We start from the raw sequence: 22105 nt of genomic DNA, 5'->3' as shown, positions 1-22105 counted from the left end.
GGTGTTTTCGCCGGTCAGTCGCTCCGGCCGCGCTGAAACGCTTCCTGAAAGAGGCGGCGTTCATCTCGGCGCTGATCTTCGTAGTTCTCAACATCTTTGACTGGCTTCATATCCGAGGCAACAAATAGAAAGGTCGACATGTCCAGCACATCCAGTTGCCTCGTCACGAAACTGTCGCATTACGTATCCATGTCCGAGGCGGATCGCGCAAGGCTGGCCACGCTCGAAAAGGCAGAGCGGAATTTCGATGCCGGACAAGAGGTGTATCAGGGGGGCGACGAGAACAAGGACCTCTATGTCGTGAAGCATGGCTGGGCCTTCAGCTATACCGATCTGCCCGATGGCCGCCGCCAGATCGTCAAGATCCATCACCCCGGCGACATCGTCGGCTTTCCCGATGTCGCTCTCAAGCACGCCACGACCACATTGCGCACCGTCGAAGAGGTGTGCCTGTGTCCGTTTCCAAAATCGTCGCTCGACGAAATTCTCAGGAAATCTCCGAAGCTCTCGGCGCTTTTGCTGTCGATTGCACTGCGAGACCAGGTTGTTCTCATTGATGTGTTGCGGGCAATGGGCCGGATGAGCGCGCAGGAACGGGTCAGCTACATGCTGCTGGACCTGATCGCGCGGCTGCGGATCACCAATCAGGATATGACCGATACGATCCGCCTGCCGATGACCCAGAGCCAGATTGCCGATTATCTTGGGCTGACCAATGTATACATCAGCAAGACATTCATCCGCATGGAAGAGGACGGCTACATTCATCGCGATCAGAATCGCCTCCGGATCCTTAGGGAGGATGCGATGATCGCACTCACGGATTTTCACGATCGATATGCCGACATGGATACCTCATGGTTTCCGCAGGACTAGGGGCACCGGACTGATTCAATCCAGTTGCAAGCCCGGTTCGGTCATATCGCGCATTCTAAGAGTATCAGCGGATGCGCCGCTTGCATGGCTGCATGTGCGCGGGAACTAAACGGCAAGTGAAGTGGGTGCTCCTTTGATGATGTAATAACTCTGCAAGCTGCTGATTATAAGTACTACTATCGCATTTAACGCCTGGGGGTGAACAATGAAACTTTGGCCTTTCGTAGTCTGTATCATGCTGATTCTGGCAGCTATCGTTCCGGATGTCGGCATAGTCATTTGCGCGATGATCCCTGTCATTCAGATCGCCCTGACCCCGACTTTCAAGCCTGTCAGGGCCGTGAGGGGCGGCATGCCTGCAACCACTCAAACCAATGCGTCGGAAATGCCGACTGCGAAAGGAGCCTAAAATGACTACCTTGAAAGACCTCTATATCGAAGAGCTTCAGGATCTCTGGTCCGCGAATGACCAGATGTCGGACGTGGTGTCGGCCATGGCTGACAAGGCGTCCGACAGCAAGCTGGCCGACCGGCTGAGCTCAGCCAAGAACGGGATTGATCAGCACACCCGTCTTCTGAAATCCCTTCTCGAAAACACCGATGCAGAAGTGAAGAAGGAGCATTGCAAGGGCATGGAAGGGCTCGTGAAAGAGGCCCGCAAACACGCGCTCGATAGCGACATGAGCGGCGCCGCGCTCGATGTTGCGATTATCGCGCAATATCAGCGCCTGTGTCACTACGGGATTGCCGGTTTTGGCACGACCAAGGCCTTCGCGGAGGCGCTCGGATTGGATGGTGCTGTGCAGAAGCTCGATGGCGCGCTCGACAGGATCTATGGGTCTGACGAATTCATGACTGAACTTGCCGAACGGTCCAGGAACGTCGACGCCAAGGAGTGAGCGCAGCGGCCTGATGGTGAGGCTGAATTTTTGCCTCGCCATTTTACAGAAAATTCCAATTGGAGGGCGGGAAATATGGCTGCCTCCAACGACCACTTAACAAAGTCGACCACCCGCTCTCGCAACCAAGCGAGATATACGAAGCATTGGAAAAAAGGGGGGCAGGACAGGCACCTCGGGAACTTGAGAGCAATTACGCGGTTAAATCTTCCGTAACAGAAAGTTGAACAATCAGGAGAAATCACAATGCACGGCATCATCTATCTCATCGGCCTGATCGTGGTCGTTCTCGCGGTTCTCAATCTGGTCTTCTAACCTAAGGAGTTTATCATGACAAATACGGACAACGCCAAATCTGGCAATCAAAAACCTATTGGTGAGAAGGCCGAAGAAGTGGCCACCACTGTAACGGAAGAAGCGAAAGCGCGGGCGCAGGGCGTCGCTGATACGGTCGCGACCGAAGCCGGAAATTACGCGGGTCAGGCTAAGGACGCTGCAGCCGATGAGGTAAAAGGCGTCGCCTCAGCCTTGCGAACTGCGGCGGAAGAAATGCGCAGCGGTTCTCCACAGGAGCGGACGTTCAGCCAAATAGCCGAAGGTCTGGCCGATGCGTCTGATGCCATGCGCGACAAGGATCTGGGCGAGATGGTGGGAGCCGTCACCGACTTTGCCAAGCGCAATCCGATGGTCTTTCTCGGCTCTGCCGCCTTGATCGGTTTTGCGGCGACACGGTTTGCAAAGGCGTCCAGCGGCAGCTCTTCCAGCAGGACAGGCTACGGTCAGCAAGCGCGCCGAATGGATCGTCCTGCTGCCCCTGGCCGCTCTGACATCGCAAGTGCAGGCAGCGTGCAAAGCCCTGCAGTCACAACTTCTCATGAAGGGAATAAAGTATGACCACCGATCCAAACAAATCCACCGGAGGTCTGCTCGGTGATGCACTCACGCATGTCAGCTCTCTTGTGCGTAGTGAGGTCGATCTGGCCCGTGCCGAGGTAAACGAAAACCTCAAGAGCGCGGGGGCCGCCATCGGACTTATCCTTGGCGCTGTCGTCTTGGCCCTGACCGCCCTCAACGTCCTGTCCGCAGCGCTGGTCGCGGCGCTGACCGAAGCGGGTGTCCCTGCGGGCTGGTCGGCGCTGATCGTAGGAGTGATCTTTGCGATCATTGCTTACGTGATGCTCAACAAGGGAACGAACGATCTGAAACTCAGCAGTCTTGCGCCTTCGCGGACGGCTAAGAACGTAAAGCGCGATGCGCAGGCCGTAAAGGAGGTTTACGATGACAAATGATACACGCAGCCCCGAAGAGATCGAACGCGATATCGAACGTGAACGCGCCGGTTTGACGGATACGCTGGACGATCTCCAGGACAGGTTCTCGGTTGAGCATGTTGCGCGGCAAGTTTCGGACCAATTCCGCGAACATGGCGGCGACATCGGACGGTCCGTGTCAGAGGCGGTCAAACGTAACCCGGTTGCGCTGGCCTTGACCGGGGTCGGCCTTGCCTGGCTGATGATGGGCGACAAGTCCGGCGGACGCGACCGCTATGATCGTGATCGCCGTTTTGGCGGGTCCGGTTATGATGATGATCGTCATGATCATGATCATGTTGGCCGCACCGATCAGCGCAGCCCTGCAGCATCCGCCCCACAAGGTCGGACGATGGGTTCACAACCGGCGGATATTTCAAAATCATATTATTCCGGTCGTTATGGAAGTCATGAGTATACCCCGTCGTGGGCGCGGACGACTGGTGATGATGATCGGCAAGGTGTGGGAAGCAAGGTCCGTGACGCGGCGTCCGGTGCCGGTGACAGCGTTTCCGGTGCAGCATCAAGCGCTGCTGAAACCGCACGTAATGCGGGATCGACAGTTGCTGACACCGCAAAAGGTGCGGCAGATGCAGTAGCAGATGCCGGAAAATCCGTAGCTGACAGCGCCCAGAATATTGCCTCGTCCGCATCTGAACGGGCTGCAGCCTTGCGCGAACGCTTGGCCGAAGGCACTGAAAACCTGACGGAAGAGGCGCGCAACCGCGTGATTGCCGCGCGCGAGAGCGCCATAGAGGCGCGTGATGCTGCGGCATCTTACGCCCGTCAGGGACGCGACCGCGCTACCGATATCTTTGAAGAACAGCCGCTCATTGCCGGTGCGCTTGCTGTCGCTCTTGGCGCGGCTTTGGGTGCGGCGTTGCCACGCAGTCGGGTGGAAGATCAGTACCTGGGAGAGACGAGCGATCAGCTGATGGACGAGGCGGAACGGATCTTCGAGGAAGAAAAACAAAAACTCGGCAAGGTCGCAAAGGCTGCCACGGATGAAGCCAAAAACATTGTCAGCGAAGCCAAAGACGACGTTGATGATGCCGCCCCGGCAAACACGGCGGCTCAAGCGGTCGCTGACAAAGCGAAATCTGCAGGTCAACGCATTGTCGACGCTGCGGAATCCGAAGCCAAGAAACAGAACGTGGGTGATGTGAAGAAGTCGTAGGCGTGAACTGAACCGAACCTGTCAGCCCGCGCGCAAAGTGCGGGCTGACCGATTTGCAGGAGAGAACAAATGGCCCGTGGCAGAAACGCCGAAACACCGACGGAAATTCCGGCAAGGGGATGGAAAGACATCATTCTGCGTGTGAAGGACGAGTTGGCCTCGGATCACGTGGGGCTGATCGCTGCGGGAGTGGCATTTTATGCGTTGCTGGCAATCTTTCCAGCTATCACGGCGCTTATGGCGCTTGGTGGGCTAGTTCTGGAGCCTGCGGAGGTGACGACGCAGCTGGAGTCGCTGACAGAGATGATCCCGAAAGAAGCGGCACAGATCATCCTTGATCAGGCAGTCGCTGTCGCAGGCTCTGAACAGGCGGGTCTCGGTGTCGCGTTTATCATTGGTTTGCTGTTGGCAATCTACTCTGCATCCAAGGGAATGGGCAGTCTGATGGAGGGTCTGAACGTTGCATACGACGAAGAGGAAACACGCGGATTTATCAAAAAGACCCTTTGGACACTTGGGCTGACCGTATTTCTGATCATCGGTTTGGTTCTGGGCCTTCTTGCGGCACTTGCGGTGCCGACAGTGCTGGGCGTCATCGCGCTTCCCGATTGGCTGGAGACGATTCTGGCTCTATCCCGGTGGGTAATATTGGCACTGATGACCGTAATCGGCCTAGCCGTGTTGTATCGCTATGGTCCATCCCGGGATGATGCCGAATGGAAATGGTTGTCACCCGGCGCGATTGCGGCCTGCGTCATCTGGATAGCCGCCTCTGTAGGGTTCTCTATCTACGTCAGCAATTTCGGCAGCTACAACGAGTCCTTCGGGAGTATGGCCGGGGTCATAATTCTACTCATGTGGCTATGGATTTCTGCTTTTATCGTGCTGCTGGGTGCAGAGCTCAACGCCGAAATGGAAGCGCAGACAGCCGCCGACACGACCGTTGGACCGGATGAGCCGATGGGAACGCGGGGCGCAGAGAAGGCAGACAATCTAGGTGCTGCCAAGGGCGCTTCCTGACCGGGAAAACTGCCCGATCAGGGACCGGTTTATGCCACGTGCTGCCAGCCGCTTGGGACGAGGGTGCGTTAACTACCTTTGCCGTATGGGCTGACCATAGGGAACCGCAAATGGCCTTGCGCCGGTCAGGATAGCAACACCCGGCCCGACAATGGTGGTCAGGGTTGGGTGCTTGGCGGTAAGACCACCAGTGTATGTGCCAAAAGCAGGAAGGATCAAGTGATCCTGTCCGACAAGAAAGGCCTGGCGGGTGGCGCTCTTCAACCGCACCTTAGGATGGTAGTGGCCGGAAATGTCCGGTCCTTCACCCGCGATATGACGCAGGGTTATCTCGCCAAACAAAGCTTCGGCCTGAGCGCTTGGGTCATGATTGCCAGCAAGAATGGTGCAGGTGGTGGCATCCGTGATGCTTTTCCAAAAGGCTTGATCGTCTTGTGTAAGTGCATCGCGGGAGCGATCGTCGTCGAATACGTCGCCTAGCAAGAAGAGTTGCTCCGGTCTGGTTTCCTGGATCACGCGGTGCAGGCGGGTCAGGGTATCGCGCGTTTCGAACGGGGGCAGCAATGCGCCGCCGCGCCGGGCCAAACGTTCGGATTTTCCCAAATGCAGATCGGCAAGGATCAGCGCAGATTCGCCCGGACAAAATAACGCGCCGCTTCCCAGCGCGATGAATTCGGTTGCGGCAAAAATAAGGGGATAGCCGGTCATGCCAGCCCTGCTTCGGCCATCATGCGCTCGGCCTCTGCCTCAAGCAGACGTTCGGCGCCAAGGCCGCGGATCGGTACTTTTCCAGCTTCCAGAAGCAGCGGAGCGGCAAGCGGGGTGACGTGTGGCGGGGTAGAATGGACGATCTCCGGGCGGGTGGAAAGCATGTCTTCGACGCGCTCAAAATCCACAAGCCCGTGGCGCGCGGCGTCGCGGGTGATGCGCAACAGCAAATGGTCGGGGTCATATTTCAGCAAGGTATCATAGAGAATATCAGACGAGAAAGTCGCCTGCTTGCCTGATTTGCGCGCGCCCGGCAAGTTGCGATGCATAAGGCCCGCGATGGTGGCAATGCTGCGGAAGGTGCGTTTCATCAAGGCATTGGAGGCCAGCCATTGCTCCATCCCCTCGGTCAGGTTTTCAAGACGCAACAGCGGTTCTGGGTCAAGCACCGGATCAACCGACCAGATTAGCAACGCATAATCGGTGGCAACAAAACCAAGGGGTCCAAGCCCCTCTTGTTCCATCCGGCGGGTCAGCAACAGGCCAAGGGTTTGGTGCGCATTGCGCCCGCAAAATCCGTAAAGACAGAAATAGTCCCGTCCGGCGCGCTCAAACGTCTCGCAAGTCAGGGTGCCGGGCGTGGGGAGCGCCGAGATTTTCTGTTGCAGCGCCAACCAGTCGCGCGTGTGCGGCGGAAGGGCGGCCCAGCGGGCAGGATCGCCGATCAGCGCCAGAACGCGGGCTGAAAGCTCGGTTGAGGTGGCCATTTTCAATCCGCTGAACACAGCGATTTTGGGCTGGCGCGTGGGCTGTGGCGTCACCTCCAGGATCATGTCACGCAGACGGTCATAGCGCACAGTCTGGCCGCCGATCAGGAAGGTGTCACCCGGCGACAGGCTGGCGGCAAAGCTCTCTTCAACTTCTCCGAGCCGCGCAAGGTTGCCACGCCGGCGCACCTGTAACAGTTCCGGGTTGACGATTGTGCCGATATTCATCCGCAGCAACCGCGCCGCCCGTGGATCACGCAACTGCCACAACCCATCGCGCAGGATCAAACGCTGCCAGCGGTCATAGGCGCGCAAGGCATAGCCTCCGGTGGCGCAAAATTCGAGACAAGCCTCAAAATCGGCGCGGGTCAGATGAAGGTAAGGCCCGGCGCGGCGCGTCTCGTGATAAAGCGACGTGGCGTCGAAGGGGGCGGCACAGGCGGTCAGCAAGATGTGTTGGCAAAGCACGTCGAGAGGGGCAAGCGGGTGCGGCGTGCCGTCAAGATCGTGCGCGGCCACTGCTTCAAGTGCGGCGACGCATTCGATCACCTCAAAGCGGTTGGCGGGAACAATGCGTGCGCGGCTGGGCGTGTCATAGCGGTGGTTGGCGCGGCCGATCCGCTGCACCAGCCGCTTGATGTTTTTCGGCGCTCCGACCTGAATCACCAGATCGACATCGCCCCAGTCGATGCCAAGATCAAGGCTGCCGGTGCAGACCATCGCGCGCAATTTCCCGCCTGCCATGGCCACCTCGGCCTTTTGACGGACCTCGCGCGACAGGCTGCCGTGGTGCAGGCCGATGGGCAGGTTTTCGCTGTTTAGGCCCCAAAGCGCCTGAAAGAACAGCTCGGCCTGCGCGCGGGTGTTGATGAACACAAGCGTGAGGCGCGCCGCACGGATCGCCGTCATCACATCGGCAGCGGCGTATTGGCCGCCGCCGCCCGCCCACGGTGGCGGAGTCTGTGTGGCAAGCGTGGCGATGTCCGGCGCGGGGCCGGGATCCGCCAGGATCACGTCTGCGCCGCCCATGAACTGCGCCAGTTGGGCGGGGTTGTCGACCGTCGCCGAAAGCCCTGTCACGATAAGTGAGGGCGCAAAGCTGCGCAAACGGGCCAGCCCAAGCATCAGCTGATCGCCGCGTTTGCTTTCGGCAAGGGCGTGGATTTCGTCGATCACCACGCGGCGCAGGGTGCCAAAGATCCGCGACGCCTCAGAGTAGGACAGCATAAGCGCAAGACTTTCCGGCGTGGTCAGCAGAATATGGGGCGGATCTACCCGCTGGCGGGTGCGCTGGCCGGGACGCGTGTCGCCGGTGCGGTCTTCCACCCTTATATCAAGGCCAAGCGATGCTATGGGCTGTGCCAGATTGCGTGCAATATCATTTGTGAGCGCTTTGAGCGGTGAGATATAAAGCGTGTGCAACCCGGCATGGGGTGCCTGCAATTCCTTCAGAGTTGGCAGAAAACCTGCCAGTGTTTTACCCCCACCGGTGGGGGCGATCAGCAATGTATCGCGGGACGTGTTCATTAACGCAAGCTGGTGGGCATGGGGTGTCCAGCCTTGGCGCGAAAACCAATCGGCAATGTCAGGGGGCAGCGACATCAGGGCAGCATGTCGCGCAGGGTTTGCAACTGGTCGGCCTCTGCTGCGGGCTTGTCGTCGCGGATGGGCGATCTTGCCGTTTCGCTGGTGGGTGAAGGCGAGGCGTTCCAGAAGGGCGGCGAAGGCGCGCATCAGTCTTGCTCCTCTTCATATCCGAGCAGGCGAAGCGGTCGGGCGACGCGTCCCTCCATCTCGCACCAGCGGATCAGAGCGTCTTCGCGGCCATGGGTGACCCATGTTTCCGCCGGGTCCAGTTCAGTGATCGTGCGGGTCAGATCAGGCCAGTCAACGTGGTCCGAAATGATCAGCGGAAGTTCCACACCGCGTTGGCGGGCGCGGGCGCGCACCTGCATCCAGCCGCTGGCAAAGCAAATCACCGGATCGGGAAAGCGCTGCGCCCATGTTGCGGCAAAGGCGGAGGGCGGGGCGAGGATGATCTGTCCGGCGAAATCCCCTTTCTGGCCGCGCGCAATCGTGGCAGGCCGCAGATCGCCCAAAGGGATACCCTGACTGATGTGATAGTCACACAGCCGTTGCAATGCGCCGTGAATATAAATCGGTCCGTCCCAGCCCGCCACGCGCAGCAACATGATGATCCGCTGCGCCTTGCCAAGTGCATAGGCTCCGATCAGATGTGCCCGGTCGGGAAATGCGGCGACCGAGGCCAGCAGCCTGACAATCTCTGCCCCTGCGTCGGGGTGGCGAAACACCGGCAAGGCAAAGGTCGCCTCGGTTACCAGAATGTCACAGGGCACCGGCTCAAACGGGGTGCAGGCGGGATTGGGGCTGCGGGAATAATCGCCGGTGATCACGGCCGTGCCGACCATTTTATGGGTCAGTGCGATTTGGGCGGAACCGAGCACATGGCCCGCCGGGTGAAAAGACACCCTCACATCCCCTACCTGCTGCGGCTCATTGGCCACTTGGCAGCTGGCGGCGAAATCTTCGCCATAGCGGATCGCCATGATGTCCAAAGTTTGTGCCGTCGCCATTACCGCCCCATGCCCGGCCCGTGCGTGGTCCGCGTGACCGTGGGTGACCAGCGCCTTTTCGACGGCTCTGACCGGATCAATATAAAATCCCCCGGCAGGGCAATAAAGACCTTCAGGACGGATCTGCAAAAGCGTCGCGGTATTAATCATAGGGAGTTTGGTTCTTGATTGCTGCGCAGATCGCACATAACGCGGAAGCCGTTTTCTGCATTCAAACGTTCAAGACGCCGAATTGTTCGGCTCTGACCTTCCATGTCCTAGCATCAACCTCCCAACCTGTGCAGTGTGCTGCCTCGGCGCAATCTATGTGACAAATCACCAACCAAGTATCATCAATGAGAATCATGCTCCAGCCACAAGCGTGCATCCGCGGTTCAAGTCGTCCGAGGGGGAGTTATCTCGGAAGACCCGGCACATTCATGGGAGCTCGATCCTGCCACCGATTGTTTTGCTTGAAAGAATGAGAACACCATGACCAACTACACTCCCCACGAACTGGAACAGAAATTCTGGAAGCATCTGGCCAGCGACATGACTGTCATGCTCGGACTGCCAGGAAAAGCCGCGTGCCGCCCGATGACCGCCCAGTTCAGGGGTGACAAGGATGTCGGACCTATCTGGTTTTACTGCCAAAGACACCGAACTGGGAGATGACCTGATCAAACCGGCAAAGGCAGGATGGTTTTCATTTCTAAAGGCTTCGACATCTTTGCGACTCTCCACGGCACGATCAGGGTCGATAATGATCGTGCTGTCATCGACGATCCGTGGAGCACAGTTTGTCGCCGCATGGTTCGAGGGCGGGAAGGATGATCCAAAGCTGCAATTGCTTCGGCTCGATCCTTATCAGGCGCAAATTTGGCTGGACGGATCTTCCCTGCTTGCCGGCGCCAAAGTCATGCTGGGCTTTGGTGATCCGAAAGAGGACTACAAGGGTAGTACGGCAAATGTGAAGCTGGACTGATGGAATTTCTCTGGCGAAGTGTGGTGATACCTCGCTGTGGCCTTGGGGAACAACTGTGAGTGTCAAGGGTATCTTCCTTGCACCACGGAAGACCCTATTGTTCCGTTTGACCTGATCCGCAGGTTTTGGTGCCGATCCGGCGCTGATTTATTTTAAAATCATCTTTAGGATCTGCGTGGTTTATACTTACGCGCCGCTGCTGATCCGGTAGATCGGTGGACGCGGCATCGCACAGATGTAGGCGATCAGGTCAACGGTTGGGAATACGTGCCCAAACGTGCGCTGTTTAGAGCGCGTGCGACAATGCTGCGCTGCGCTCTTGATCTTGCTAATGCGATACGCGGGGCCCTGCGCACATTAGGTATTTCACTTGCCGCGGGCACTGTAAACGGAGGGGCCAAGACCTTCGAGCGCCGGGTGGTTGAACATCTTGCCTAGCGTGCCGATCTCAAAAACACCTGTTTGTCGTGGGCTGGCCTTGGTTCAGTCAGGGGCGCTGTAGATTGCGGAGCTAATTGGCAGGATTTTGTCTGCGCTATTTGTCAGTCTCCCTGTCCAATCGCGAGCCGATCGCGTGCAGCTTCTACGATCTCCAAGGTGATCGTTTCCAGACCATAGATGTCCATGATCCTTCGTGTTTGCGCGAGGATCCGTCCAAAGCTTCGGCACGCCGTCAGCGGGATGCGGAGCTACGCCCTGAAATCAAACGGGTCTGGGAGGAAAACTACCAAGTCTACGGGGTCCGTAAGGCATGGCATCAACTAAAGCGCGAGGGCGTTCGTCGGCGCGATGCACGGTGGGCCGCCTGATGAAACAGATTGGTGTCCGGGGTGCCGTGCGCGGAAAAGTGGTCAAAACAACGATCCCTGACACGTCAGCGCCGTGTCCGCGCGACAAGGTGAACCGCGTGTTCCGGGCGTCTGCACCGAACCTGCTATGGCCCTCTCATCGATACTGCGTATCGACTGCCGGGTAATAGTCAGCGACTTTACTTACGTGTCGACATGGCAGGGCTTTGTCTATGTGACCTTCGTCATCGACACATTCTCTGATCGCATCGTGGGATGGCGCGTTTCGCGGTCTGCCAAAACTGACTTTCTCCTCGATGCTCGGGAGCAAGCCCTGCATGATCGACGCCCCGTTCAGAAGGGCGGATTGGCCCACCACTCGGATCGCGGCGGGCAATATTTTTCCATTCGTTACACCCAGGGTTTGGCCGAAGCCGGAATCGAGCCGTCGGTCGGCAGCGTCGGGGACTCGTATGATAACGCCCTCGCTGAGACGATAAACGGTCTCTACAAGACCGAGCTGATCCATCGTCAAGGCACGTGGCGCAACAGGCAGGATCTGGAAATGGCCACGCTCGGATGGCTCGATTGGTTCAACAACAGGCGCCTGCTTGGCCCCATCGGGAACATCCCGCCAGCAGAGGCGGAAGAGAACTTCTATGCACAGCGCAACGTGCTCGATATGGTCGCGTGACTTGAAGCTATCGGTCTCCGACAAACCCGGGGCGATTCAACTTTCATTAGATTGGTACGGTGATAATATCATTGAAGGAGCATCATACCTCACAGTTCGTGCCGTCAAAGCCAACGCCTGATTCAAGCCCTCCTTGTTCATCGCCGCACCAAGCAACAAAGCCTGTTTTGCGCGGAAGGCGACTACGCAAAGTCCGGGTCCTATGCGCAGCGAACCTGTCCGGCCTACGTTCAACTGAGTAGTTAGGAAAACTATGTGCCGTGTCTTTGCCTATATCGGGCCGGAAATACCGCTTGAGAGTCTGCTCCTGGAGCCGGGGAACAGCCTGATCAATCAGAGCCTGGACCCGGAGCTTCATCCGCATCTTCAGTTGGCAGGCTGGGGATTTGGAGCCTGGAGCGAACATCTTCTGAAACCGGAGGAGCCATTGCTCTATCATCGTCCCAAGGCGGCTTTTTATGATGACAATGCCAAGGGGATCATTCCGAGCCTTCAGGGCAGCACTCTGCTGGCCCACGTGAGGGCGTCGGGCTACGATGCCGGCGTTGTCCAGACCGATGAAAACTGTCATCCTTTTTCCTTCGACGGAACGCCCTGGATCATTGCCCAGAACGGTGCCTTGCCGAACTGGCGGATATTGCAAAGGGAATTGCTGGCGCATTGCGAGGATCGGTATCTCAAGCAGATGCGGGGCACCACTGACACGGAATTCCTGTACGTCCTGCTCCTGTCGCTGTTCAAGGGAGATAGTGACGAGGACGTTCAGCAAGGATTCGAAAGACTGTTGGAAGTCATTCTTCAGGCCATGAAAAAGCTCGATCTGGCTGCGCTGACCAAACTGAAGATCGCCTTGGTCGCACCAAACCGGATCATTGGCGTCAATTATGGCTGCGGGCACGAGGGAGAGACGAACGTTTCCGGCGACTGGAAAGAACTGCGCCCATCCGCGCCCGGAAAGGACGACATGGCGCTCTCCATGCTCTTGGAGCCGATGTATCTGCTCATGGGGAAAAACTTTCAGGATCATAAGAAATCATACAAGGTCGATGCCTGCCCGGAGGGCGAAGCCACGTCCGCCCTTTTCGCGTCCGAGCCGCTGACCGAGGATGGAGATGAATGGCTGAACATCGAATTCGGTGAAATTGTGGCTCTCGAGAGAAAGGGCGAAAACATCTCGAAAAAAGTGAATAAGCTGAACGTTTGACGATGCAAACCGGCGGATATATGCGCGCACTGGCACTCCCATAAACGGGAAAATGATCAATGTCTGACCGCTACGTCAAATTCGAAGATCTCGCCGCCGATATGCAGCGGGGCGTCGACTACCGCATCCGGAGCAAGGATCGCGGCACATCCGTGGTGATCCTTGCCCCACACGGAGGGTCCATAGAACCTGAAACAGCGGAAATTGCAGAAGCAATTGCAGGGACCGACTTTTCTTTCTACGCCTTCGAGGCCCTGAAGGCCGGGGCGCACGGAGACTTCCACATTACCTCTCATCGCTTCGATGAACCCGACGCCCTCAATCTTGTCGGCAAGTCTAATATCGCAGTCGCGATCCACGGTCGGAAAGACGACGGTAGTGACACCGTATGGCTGGGTGGCCGCGCGACCGATCTGCGCGATGCCATCGGTGCCGCGCTGCGCGACGCCGGTTTCGGAGCGATCCCGAATGAATCGTTGCCTGGCGTTCACGCGTTCAACATCTGCAACCGGACGCGCTCTGGCGAGGGGGTACAGCTCGAGCTTCCACGATCACTGCGTCGCAGGCTGGCGACCGAGCGGAAGGTCTTAAAAGACTTCTGCGTGGCCATCCGAAACGCCATCCAGTCGACGCACGCTGATTGAAAGAAACAATCGCCCTGATCCGCAATAGGTGCGGTATCAGAGCGCAGAAATACTTCTGGAAAGGGCCACGACGCATACATGAGTTGTGAGGGCTTCAGCTTTGTCTCGCACAGCGACCGTTCTGTTCACTCTGCCAATATCCGCTCCGACACGGGGATTTCCAAGGCTCGATAAACCGTCATGCGGAACACGCCAAGATCACGGTCAATCTGTGCCTTTGAAACGCCTTTCGATGCCAGCGTACGAATTTCCACATCGTCCACCCGCTTCTCCCACCCCTTGTAGACGCCTTTAATTTGCGCTGCGTCGATACTGGAGCTCCGCGACCATCGACGCGGTCATGCGACTCGCATCGGTCAATCGGATAGCATCCACGGCGAATGGCCACACGCCGTAACGGTTTACTTCCAGCTTTTCCCGGACGGCGTAGCCCGCCTCAATGAGCTGGGCTCCGGACCGGAACGAAACCATGATGGACCAGATGCAGGAGACTTGTCCTGAACAAGAAATCAGGAACATCAAAGGACGCCGCTGACAAGCTGGTCAAAGGAATCCGGCGCAAGACACGCAAACAGTACTCGGCCGAAGAGAAGATCAGGATCGTGTTGGCGGGCCTGCGCGGGGAGGAGAGTATCGCCGCACTGTGCCGCCGTGAAGGGATCCTAGCAGGGTAGTGTTACACGCTCCGCTGTTGTTGCCTTTTTAGTTCCAGCCGGTCCTGCGGCCACCAATCGGGGTGTTCCTGGCGTATATGCTTGAGCAGGTTCTCTCTCAGGCGCATGGCAGTGGCCCAGGCGGTAGACGGATCGGGGCTCATGGCGTAAAACGACATTTCCTGACCGGCCTCGCTATGCGCCGTCACCGCAGCGAAGAGCTCGTCGTACTCAATCACGCCATCATCGCTTTTGGCCAGATCAAAAAATATATCCCGCAGTATCAGGATATCGGCGCGGTGATCCAGGAAGATGGTGATCGTATTGAGGATGCGGGCGTCTTTTACCGACCAGTTCTCGAACGGTTGGGAGACGAAATACTTGACCGGCACAATGATGCGTCGTTCGTCCCAAGTGCGCAGGCGCAAAAAGGTATAGAAGATGCTTTCGACATAGGCCCAGTCACCCTCGAACAGGATACTGTCGCCGATCCGGATCGGTTTGGCCAGCGCGATCTGAAGCGACGCCATGATGTTGCCCAGCACGGCCTGCCCGGCGATGCCCAGCAGCACAGTCAGAACACCTGCCGAGGCCAGCAGCGACATGCCGAGCGAGTCGAACAGGTTCAGCCGTGCCAGTACCACTATCACGGCGATACTGACCATGAGCAGTACGATAATCCGACGGATCGCATAGATTGAGGTGTAAAGCTCGCGCTGGTCCAGACTGCGGGTGTCGTCGATATCTCCGATCACGCCCCGCGTGATGCGGTCCAGTACCGCATCCACGATCTTCAGCGCGGTGATGCCCAGACCTGCGACCATCACGATCAACAGGAAGGGCCGCAGAATGGTCGTCGCTGGCCCTGAGAACGACACGCCCAGCTTCAGCATGAACTGCGCCGTCAAGGCGACGACGACGAAGCCCAGCGGGATGCGCGAGCGATCCAACGCCTGCCGGATCAGCGGGCGGTTTACCTTGCGCCCCGCCCAGCCGACGATCCGGCTTACGACCCAGCCCAGCCCGGACAGCGCCGCCAGCATCACTGGCAGCAATAACCATTCCCACAGACGCAGGCCGCCCATCTGCGTTTTCAGGCTCTCCGGTATGTATGTCTCAAAATGGCGTGGCCCGAAGGCCGCATAGAGCACCGGAATGTTCTGGACGGTCTGCGGCGTGAAGAGCCAGACGGGATCGGCATCGGGTACCTTGTAGCGGCCCAGTCGGATCTCATAGGCTTGGCCGTCGACCTCGATCAGTTTCAGCCCGATGTCGCGGCGCGGTTTTCCCGCCAGCGCATTTTTTGCCGTGCCCGCTTCAAGCATGGCATCTGGCCGCGCCGAAAGGCCTGCCCAGTCGATCCAGAGCTGACGCTCGATCACGAGGGCCAACTGGCGGGCCAAATCCTTGCCATCCTCTGCTCGGCTACCTTCGGGCAAGTCGGCGAGGTTCAGATAATGTGCGGCGTCGGTAAACTTTCCGTTCTCGGTAAATGCAATGAAATTGCGCACCGTTTCCCGCGGGGTGCGTCGCTGAATTGCGCCGTCTGTTTTGGGTAAGGTCAACGCGGACCCGTTAACCTCATACCAAGACGCATCCTGTTCCTGCGCCGACAGACCTGTCATCGCGCCGCAAGAGAAAAGTAGTAGAGGAAGCACGCGCAGCAGCGTCAAGATGGGACAGCGAGGCATGATCAAGGCCTTTTGTGATGGGAGCACTATTATACCCATGCCTCGGCAATCGCCAAGCAGAAGGCGGATATCAAAAAAAGGCCCATCCAGTAACGAATGGGCCTTAATGGTCATGACATACGATCAGATTTAGTTGTCGAATTCCGGCTGCGCCTTCAGCGCCTCTTCGGTGCGGTCGATATAGATAAGCAGATCGTCACCGCCCTGCTCCAGCAGGATTTGCAGCTCGTCAAAGGTGACTGCGACAGATTTTTCATCCATTCCGAGGAAACCACCGACATTCACGACGACTTCGTTGATCGTGCCGTCGTCACCGACGACAGTGCATCAATCTCGCCGACGTTCTCATCGTTCGCGCCATAGGCTGTGGTGAAGTGGTCCGGCTTTTTCGGACAGGTTTGCTCCTTCGAAGGGCTGAGCAAACGCTACATCAAAGTGAGGGAAGTTTCGGGGGGCAGGTCAGCTCGCCGAAATCTGCGATCTGTTCACACCGCAGGAATGCTGGAACTACTTCTGTGAGGCCGGATACCGACCGGTCACCATCTGCACCGACGAGGCACCTGGACATCGCAAGGTCATCCAAGATTTGAACCACTGCTACGATCCGCATTTCGACAGCATCACGCCTATCGATCACAAGTGGCGAAACAACAGGATCGAGAGCGATCACGTCGCCTGGAAGCGGCTGCTCGGAACGCGCCAGTCATTTCGTTACCTGCGCTCAGCGAAGGTGACGCTTATGGCGGTCGAGACCATCCGGACGATCAAGAATGGCCATATCGAAAACAGGCTGTCGGGCATCCGCGGCGAGAACCGCGCGAAAGTTGGTGATGCCCTGAGGGGCGGCATATCATGGCGGTGTCGAGTCGCCGTCAATTCTCAACCGAGAAAGGGATATGCCACGTGCCAGAGAATACCATCACCCAACTGCCCGATCCATTGGGTTTTTCATCCGATCCGTTCACCGACGTCCTCCGTGATGGCGCACGCAAGCTGATCGAACAGGCGATACACGCGGAACTGGCGACGCTCTTGAACGCCTTTTCCGAGGAAAGGCTCACGGACGGACGGGCCCGCTTGGTGCGCCATGGTCACTTACCCGAACGCGAGGTGATGACCGGCATTGGTCCAGTGCCGGTGAAAGTGCCGCGCGTGCGGGATCGGGGCGCTGGCGAAGACAAGATCACCTTCACGCCCAGCATCCTGCCGCGGTATCTGCGCAAAGCGAAATCGGTCGAAGATCTGCTGCCGTGGCTCTACCTCAAGGGGGGTGTCCACGGGCGATTTCACTGAGGCGCTGGAGGCGCTGCTGGGTCCGAATGCCAAGGGTCTGTCCGCCAAGACTATCACGCGGCTGAAGGCCGACTGGTGGAAAAACTACGAGGCTTGGCAGAAACGCGATCTCGGCAACCGCCGCTTTCTCTATATTTGGGCGGATGGCGTCTATTTCAAACCGCGCATGGCTGAGGAAAAGCAATGCGTTCTGGTGATCGTCGGGGCGGATGAATATGGCCGCAAGGAACTGCTGGCCATGACCGACGGCTTTCGCGAAAGCACCCAAAGCTGGCGCGAAGTGCTGCTCGATCTCAAGCGGCGCGGCCTGAAACAGGATCCCAAGCTTGCCATTGGCGACGGTGCCCTGGGGTTCTGGACCGCGCTGCGCGAGGTATTTGCCACGACCAGAGAACAGCGTTGCTGGGTCCATAAAACCATGAATGTGCTGAATGCGATGCCGAAATCCATCCAAGCCAAGGCAAAAGGCCATCTCCATGACATCTGGCAGGCCGAGACAAAAGCCAAGGCCAACCTCGCCTTCGATTTCTTCGTCGAAAACTACGGTGTGAAATGGGACAAGGCGGTGGCCAAACTGGTCAAAGACAGGGACGCGCTGCTGACCTTCTACGATTATCCGGCGGAACACTGGAAACACATCCGGACATCAAACCCGATCGAGAGCACCTTCGCCACCGTCAGGCATCGCACAAAGCGCACCAAGGGGTGCCTCAGCCGCAAGACCGGTCTGGCCATGGCCTTCAAGCTGATGATGTCGGCGCAGAAGAAATGGCGCAAGCTCGACGGTCAAAACCGCCTGCCCGAGATCATCCAGGGGATTGAGTTCCGCGATGGGATCCGCCAACTTCAAACTGCCGCCTGATCAAGCGTCACCAACTTTCGCCCATATCTCATCCGCGGCGAGATCCCCTTTGTCCGGAATCTGTTGGACGTAGCAGCCTGATAAACCAACGGCGCAGTTGAACTTGGCCTACGCGAAACAATGCAACAGTCCCGCTTTGCACTATGTCGCGTAATGCAGGCGCGACCTTTAAGGTTCTTGGTCGCCCCATTCATACCTTGCGGCTGTGCGCCGCCATTTCGGTTGCTTGGCGTAGTATGGGTCCAAGCGACGAATGGTCGATAAGCTGACCAAGCGCGGATCGCCGCCGTGCCCCACATCTCGTCGTGAGGCTTCATATCGCCAGTCGAACTCACGGGCTCTCACAACCATCGATCCAACACCGTCGGTCAGCGAAGGGCAGTCTGGGACTGCTTTTGACGATGACAACAATAAAGGTGCGTTCGCAGAGTTTATCGATCAGGTGATGCAGAGGCCAGTTCCTGCGTTGATGAAAAAAGTCACGACAAGACAACTACTAGTGGCATAGTCTTCCAAAGAGGGGCGTCCGTTTTCCTAATTGATGCCGCCTCAAATGACAGGAGGGACTATGTCAGAAGGTAAGTTGACAAGGGTATTGGGTATGCCCGATGTGATAGCCTTGGCTTTTGGGGCCATGGTTGGTTGGGGCTGGGTCGTGCTGGCCGGAGGGTGGGTCAACTCGGCCGGAGCCCTTGGTGCAATGCTGGCATTTGCCATCGGCGGACTGGCGGTGATCCTCATAGGGTTGACCTATGCCGAATTAGCGGCCGCAATGCCTTTGACGGGCGGCGAACATGTCTACAGTCACAGGGCGCTCGGGATGGGCGGATCGTTCTTTTGCACTTGGGCGATTATCCTGGGATATGTATCCGTGGTCGCATTCGAGGCTGTGGCTTTGCCGACCGTGGTTGAGCAACTTTTCCCGAATTATAAGGTCGGACTGCTCTGGTCCGTTGCCGGCTCGGATGTGTATCTCAGCTGGGCTCTGGTCGGCTCGGTCGGCGCAATCGTCATGACCTGGATCAACATTCGCGGCATCAAAACCTGCGCATTGTTGCAGAAGGTGGTTACGTTGTTGATCATCCTTGTGGGAATCATGCTGATCACAGGCTCTCTGTTCAACGGTGAGACGGCCAACATGGAGCCGCTGTTCGTGGGCGGCGCGGGTGGCTTGCTCGCAGTTTTGATCATGACACCTTTCATGTTCGTCGGCTTTGACGTGATCCCGCAGGCTGCCGAAGAGATTAACCTGCCCCACAAATCAATCGGCAAGGTCCTGATCATGTCGGTCATCATGGCGGTCGCCTGGTATATTCTGATCATCCTTGGTGTCTCTCTTGCGATGCCAGCCGAACAGTCGGCGGCATCCGGTTTAGCCACTGCCGATGCGATGACGGCGGTGTACGGAGGCGGCTGGGCCGGCAAACTGCTGGTCATCGCCGGTATCGGCGGCATCATAACCAGCTGGAACGCTTTCCTGATCGGAGGTAGCCGCGCTGTCTACGCCATGGCACATGCCAAAATGCTGCCGGCCGCCTTGGGCAAATTGCACCCCGTCTACAATACGCCGGTGAACGCCATCCTGCTGGTCGGTGCGCTATCGATAATTGCCCCCTTCTTTGGGCGCAAAACGCTGGTCTGGCTGGTTGATGCAGGCGGCTTGGGGATCGTCGTGGCCTATGCCACGGTGGCGCTGTCCTTCCTGATCCTGCGCAAACGGGAGCCGGACATGCCGCGACCGTTCCGCGTGGCGTATGGCCAGACAGTCGGTTATGCTGCTCTGGCTCTATCTGGCGGAATAATCATTCTCTACATGCCATTCAGTCCCGCGGCACTGGTCTGGCCGTATGAGTGGGTGATCATGGGCGGTTGGGTGCTGCTTGGGCTTGCTTTCTACGTGTGGTCGCGCGTGACCCATGCGGGAGTACCGGATCGAATCCTTGCCAGCCAGTTGGCCGAGATGAAAGCCTCCTGAGGCCTGAACCTATGGCAGAAAGTGATGTGGCAAGCGCTTCGCACTTATGTCCTTTCATGCGCTGAATCGGGTGCAGGCGTGGGGTCGACCGTTAGGCGCCCGCTCCTGCGAAGTTCAGCGCATGTTCCGGCGCGCGATAGGCCGGGACAAAACGCCGACACTCCCGGCCCGGCCGGACGACCAGCGCGAGCGCATCAGGATCGGCCGCCAGCCGCCATTGTTCGACCGAAACTCCAGCATCGATCGCAATCGGGGCAGCATCCGCCCGTAATGGTCGGCATAGGATCCGTGTTTGACCGTCTGAACGCGGCGGTCCGGCGTTCCCTTGGTCCGATGTTCCTCGATCACGGCCTTCAGCTTCGCGGCCCTTGCGACCGGATATATCACATCCATCACCCGGCCATCGGGATTGTCGGTCGCCGCAACGGCGAGCGGCACTATCCTTGGCGTGCAGTTGATCATGAAGGGGACGTGCCCGAACGTTTCATCACGAAGGCACCGGATCGCAAGGCAGCATTGAAATTCCTAAAGAAAACGATGAAGCGTCATGGCAATGTTGAGGTGCTTGTCATTGACGAACAGCGCCCTTCCGCTGCCTGCGCCCGGCGAAAGCGACGCTCAGGGCGATCGAAAGAATCCGCACAATCAAGAACGGCCACATCAAAATCGAGCGTCCCGGCGCCCGAGGCGAGATCGATTTTGTTCGGAAATTCTTCACTGCGGCGGCCTGATGGAAGGCTCACGAAACCAACCTCGACCATGCCTCAACAACGCAACAGTCCCATTGATCGACGCACTGCCTCGCCTGAATTGTTCCCGACAGTTGTGTCGCTGATCAGGATGCGGCGACTCAAAGCGTTTGATCAACGGCCATGTGCTCGGTCGCGCGGCGGAATCAAGTTCTAATGCCACCATTTTGCATGCTTCGATGTCGCGAGTCTGCGGAGTGGGACTTTTTCTTGGCTGTCTTACACGCCCTCAAGACAGCCGTTTTAAAGACATAATTCTATTGATGCAGGCGGCGCAATAATAATGGCTGACACAGCAATTGTTTGTCCACCTACCGAGTGGAAGACTAGTCAGCATGAGAGAAATCCACCGAAACTAATATCGCCAATATCATCATGCGGCGCATAGCCGGAAGACGCAAACAGGCAAGAGGACCATAAAAACATGGGCGAAGTTGACCACGCCGAACTTGACCGGATGCTTAGCCACGCATTTGAGGTGGCATCCGATCTATACAAGGAGCGCGGCTTTCAACGTCGTGTCGGTTTTGGCAAGAAACCGGCGCTAGTCAGTGTCGATCTCGCCAATGCCTGGACGCGCCCGGGCAACCCCTTCACCTGCGATCAGGAAAAGATGGACAACGAGATCATCCCCGGCATGCAGCGCCTGTTGGAGGCTTGCCGCGCCAATGGCCATCCGGTGATCCACGTCACCACCGCCTATGAAATCACCGACCGAAACGCGCCCTTCACCGATATGGGCCTGTGGCACAACAAGATCCCGGTCGACGTGGTCGATATCGCGGACAAGGATCTGTGGGCCATCGACAGCCGTATCGCGCCAGTCAAGGGCGAATACACGTTGCTGAAGAAACGCGCGAGTTCATTCCACGGCACCGAACTGGGCGGCATCCTGCGCGCCAATGGAGTGGACACGATTCTGGTGACCGGCGTGACCGCCTGCGCCTGCGTGCGCCAGACCATCTGTGACGGCATCGCCGACGGCTTTCGCACCATTGCGGTGAAAGAGGCGATTGGCGACCGGGTGCCGGGAGCGGTGGCTTGGAATCTTTTTGATATCGACGCCAAGTTTGGCGATGTCGAGACGGTCGATACATGTGTCGACTACCTCAACGCGGTGGCCGAAGAACGCGCTGCGGCAGAGTAACAGCACCAAGGGTACCCTAAACGGGTGCCCTTTTACATTTCGCTGCGGGTCAGCACCGACCGAACCGGATCTCGTGGTCACCCAATGCAA

The 22105-nt window shown here is 57.9% G+C and carries 21 protein-coding genes and 4 pseudogenes; 16 read left to right on the top strand and 9 right to left on the bottom strand.

All coding sequences use genetic code 11. The features are described from left to right. Window positions 1-138 precede the first annotated feature (138 nt). From FGD77_RS06270 to FGD77_RS06245, 6 genes are all read left to right on the top strand, one after another. Window positions 139-876, top strand: coding sequence for a Crp/Fnr family transcriptional regulator (locus tag FGD77_RS06270; RefSeq protein WP_255007515.1), 738 nt, complete (start codon window positions 139-141; stop codon window positions 874-876). Window positions 877-1286: 410 nt separating this feature from the next. Further along, window positions 1287-1775: a ferritin-like domain-containing protein gene (locus FGD77_RS06265; protein WP_255007513.1), complete on the top strand. Its 489-nt coding sequence runs from the start codon at window positions 1287-1289 to the stop codon at window positions 1773-1775. 330 nt (window positions 1776-2105) lie between these two features. Further along, window positions 2106-2669, top strand: coding sequence for a hypothetical protein (locus tag FGD77_RS06260; protein ID WP_255007511.1), 564 nt, complete (start codon window positions 2106-2108; stop codon window positions 2667-2669). Then, window positions 2666-3064 (top strand): phage holin family protein, encoded by a 399-nt coding sequence (locus tag FGD77_RS06255; RefSeq protein WP_255007509.1) that lies wholly within the window; start codon window positions 2666-2668, stop codon window positions 3062-3064. The genes FGD77_RS06260 and FGD77_RS06255 overlap by 4 nt, the downstream gene beginning before the upstream one ends. Then, window positions 3054-4262, top strand: a complete 1209-nt coding sequence (locus tag FGD77_RS06250; protein ID WP_255007507.1) for a DUF3618 domain-containing protein — start codon at window positions 3054-3056, stop codon at window positions 4260-4262. Before FGD77_RS06255 ends, FGD77_RS06250 begins: the two co-directional genes overlap by 11 nt. A gap of 69 nt (window positions 4263-4331) precedes the next feature. Further along, window positions 4332-5282, top strand: a complete 951-nt coding sequence (locus FGD77_RS06245; RefSeq protein ID WP_255007505.1) for a YihY/virulence factor BrkB family protein — start codon at window positions 4332-4334, stop codon at window positions 5280-5282. A 72-nt stretch (window positions 5283-5354) separates the two neighbouring features. Here the strand turns inward: FGD77_RS06245 and pdeM are convergent, their stop codons facing one another. The 3 genes from pdeM to FGD77_RS06230 form a co-directional block, all read right to left on the bottom strand. Continuing rightward, complete coding sequence (pdeM, locus tag FGD77_RS06240) at window positions 5355-5990, bottom strand: ligase-associated DNA damage response endonuclease PdeM (protein ID WP_255007503.1); 636 nt, start codon at window positions 5988-5990, stop codon at window positions 5355-5357. After that, on the bottom strand, window positions 5987-8362 hold the full coding sequence (locus FGD77_RS06235; RefSeq protein WP_255014113.1) for a ligase-associated DNA damage response DEXH box helicase: 2376 nt from the start codon (window positions 8360-8362) through the stop codon (window positions 5987-5989). Before FGD77_RS06235 ends, pdeM begins: the two co-directional genes overlap by 4 nt. A 128-nt stretch (window positions 8363-8490) precedes the next feature. Further along, the gene (locus tag FGD77_RS06230; protein WP_255007501.1) at window positions 8491-9501 is read right to left on the bottom strand and encodes a ligase-associated DNA damage response exonuclease; all 1011 of its coding nucleotides are present in this window, start codon (window positions 9499-9501) and stop codon (window positions 8491-8493) included. 454 nt (window positions 9502-9955) lie between these two features. Between FGD77_RS06230 and FGD77_RS06225 the strand changes: the two genes are divergently transcribed. The 4 genes and pseudogenes from FGD77_RS06225 (at window position 9956) to FGD77_RS06210 (ending at window position 13645) form a co-directional block, all read left to right on the top strand. Beyond that, window positions 9956-10315 (top strand): pyridoxamine 5'-phosphate oxidase family protein, encoded by a 360-nt coding sequence (locus FGD77_RS06225; RefSeq protein WP_255007499.1) that lies wholly within the window; start codon window positions 9956-9958, stop codon window positions 10313-10315. Between the two features lie 641 nt (window positions 10316-10956). After that, window positions 10957-11797, top strand: a pseudogene (locus FGD77_RS06220) (IS3 family transposase); the annotation flags it as partial. Between the two features lie 253 nt (window positions 11798-12050). After that, complete coding sequence (locus tag FGD77_RS06215; protein ID WP_255007497.1) at window positions 12051-13001, top strand: class II glutamine amidotransferase; 951 nt, start codon at window positions 12051-12053, stop codon at window positions 12999-13001. A 59-nt stretch (window positions 13002-13060) separates the two neighbouring features. Then, window positions 13061-13645: a poly-gamma-glutamate hydrolase family protein gene (locus FGD77_RS06210; protein WP_255007496.1), complete on the top strand. Its 585-nt coding sequence runs from the start codon at window positions 13061-13063 to the stop codon at window positions 13643-13645. Between the two features lie 125 nt (window positions 13646-13770). Here FGD77_RS06210 and FGD77_RS06205 read toward each other — a convergent pair whose 3' ends face one another. Together FGD77_RS06205 and FGD77_RS06200 are read right to left on the bottom strand one after the other, a co-directional pair. Next, the gene (locus tag FGD77_RS06205) at window positions 13771-13908 is read right to left on the bottom strand and encodes a hypothetical protein (protein ID WP_255007494.1); all 138 of its coding nucleotides are present in this window, start codon (window positions 13906-13908) and stop codon (window positions 13771-13773) included. 28 nt (window positions 13909-13936) lie between these two features. Beyond that, window positions 13937-14164 (bottom strand): hypothetical protein, encoded by a 228-nt coding sequence (locus tag FGD77_RS06200; RefSeq protein WP_255007492.1) that lies wholly within the window; start codon window positions 14162-14164, stop codon window positions 13937-13939. On the opposite strand from FGD77_RS06200, the pseudogene FGD77_RS06195 reads away from it, so the two are divergent. Further along, a pseudogene (locus tag FGD77_RS06195) lies at window positions 14143-14307 on the top strand (IS3 family transposase); the annotation flags it as partial. The gene FGD77_RS06200 and the pseudogene FGD77_RS06195 overlap by 22 nt on opposite strands. Window positions 14308-14321: 14 nt before the next feature. Here the strand turns inward: FGD77_RS06195 and FGD77_RS22395 are convergent. Beyond that, a complete protein-coding gene (locus tag FGD77_RS22395) occupies window positions 14322-15809 on the bottom strand; it encodes a mechanosensitive ion channel domain-containing protein (RefSeq protein WP_255007490.1) in 1488 nt (495 codons plus the stop codon). A 309-nt stretch (window positions 15810-16118) separates the two neighbouring features. After that, window positions 16119-16250 (bottom strand): hypothetical protein, encoded by a 132-nt coding sequence (locus tag FGD77_RS06185; protein WP_255007489.1) that lies wholly within the window; start codon window positions 16248-16250, stop codon window positions 16119-16121. A 211-nt stretch (window positions 16251-16461) separates the two neighbouring features. Between FGD77_RS06185 and FGD77_RS06180 the strand changes: the two genes are divergently transcribed. The 3 genes and pseudogenes from FGD77_RS06180 to FGD77_RS06170 all read left to right on the top strand — a co-directional run bounded on the left by FGD77_RS06180 (window position 16462) and on the right by FGD77_RS06170 (window position 20119). After that, the gene (locus tag FGD77_RS06180; protein ID WP_369682759.1) at window positions 16462-16986 is read left to right on the top strand and encodes a DDE-type integrase/transposase/recombinase; all 525 of its coding nucleotides are present in this window, start codon (window positions 16462-16464) and stop codon (window positions 16984-16986) included. Further along, a pseudogene (locus FGD77_RS06175) lies at window positions 16893-18144 on the top strand (IS256 family transposase). Before FGD77_RS06180 ends, FGD77_RS06175 begins: the two are co-directional and overlap by 94 nt. Window positions 18145-18745: 601 nt before the next feature. Continuing rightward, complete coding sequence (locus FGD77_RS06170) at window positions 18746-20119, top strand: APC family permease (RefSeq protein WP_255007487.1); 1374 nt, start codon at window positions 18746-18748, stop codon at window positions 20117-20119. Between the two features lie 114 nt (window positions 20120-20233). On the opposite strand, the gene FGD77_RS06165 is transcribed toward FGD77_RS06170, so the two are convergent. Further along, on the bottom strand, window positions 20234-20557 hold the full coding sequence (locus FGD77_RS06165) for a hypothetical protein (protein ID WP_255014410.1): 324 nt from the start codon (window positions 20555-20557) through the stop codon (window positions 20234-20236). Here FGD77_RS06165 and FGD77_RS06160 point away from each other — a divergent pair. Beyond that, window positions 20543-20704, top strand: a pseudogene (locus FGD77_RS06160) (DDE-type integrase/transposase/recombinase); the annotation flags it as partial. The gene FGD77_RS06165 and the pseudogene FGD77_RS06160 sit on opposite strands and share 15 nt — an antisense overlap. Here the strand turns inward: FGD77_RS06160 and FGD77_RS06155 are convergent. Further along, entirely contained in the window at window positions 20665-20862 is a 198-nt protein-coding gene (locus tag FGD77_RS06155) for a hypothetical protein (RefSeq protein ID WP_255014408.1), read from the bottom strand. The pseudogene FGD77_RS06160 and the gene FGD77_RS06155 sit on opposite strands and share 40 nt — an antisense overlap. 430 nt (window positions 20863-21292) lie before the next feature. Between FGD77_RS06155 and FGD77_RS06150 the strand changes: the two genes are divergently transcribed. Continuing rightward, a complete protein-coding gene (locus tag FGD77_RS06150; RefSeq protein WP_255007485.1) occupies window positions 21293-22015 on the top strand; it encodes an isochorismatase family protein in 723 nt (240 codons plus the stop codon). Window positions 22016-22105 lie beyond the last annotated feature (90 nt).

The organism is Roseovarius sp. M141, assembly GCF_024355225.1.
Lineage (GTDB): Bacteria > Pseudomonadota > Alphaproteobacteria > Rhodobacterales > Rhodobacteraceae > Roseovarius.
This window is presented reverse-complemented; position numbering and strand designations above follow the sequence as displayed.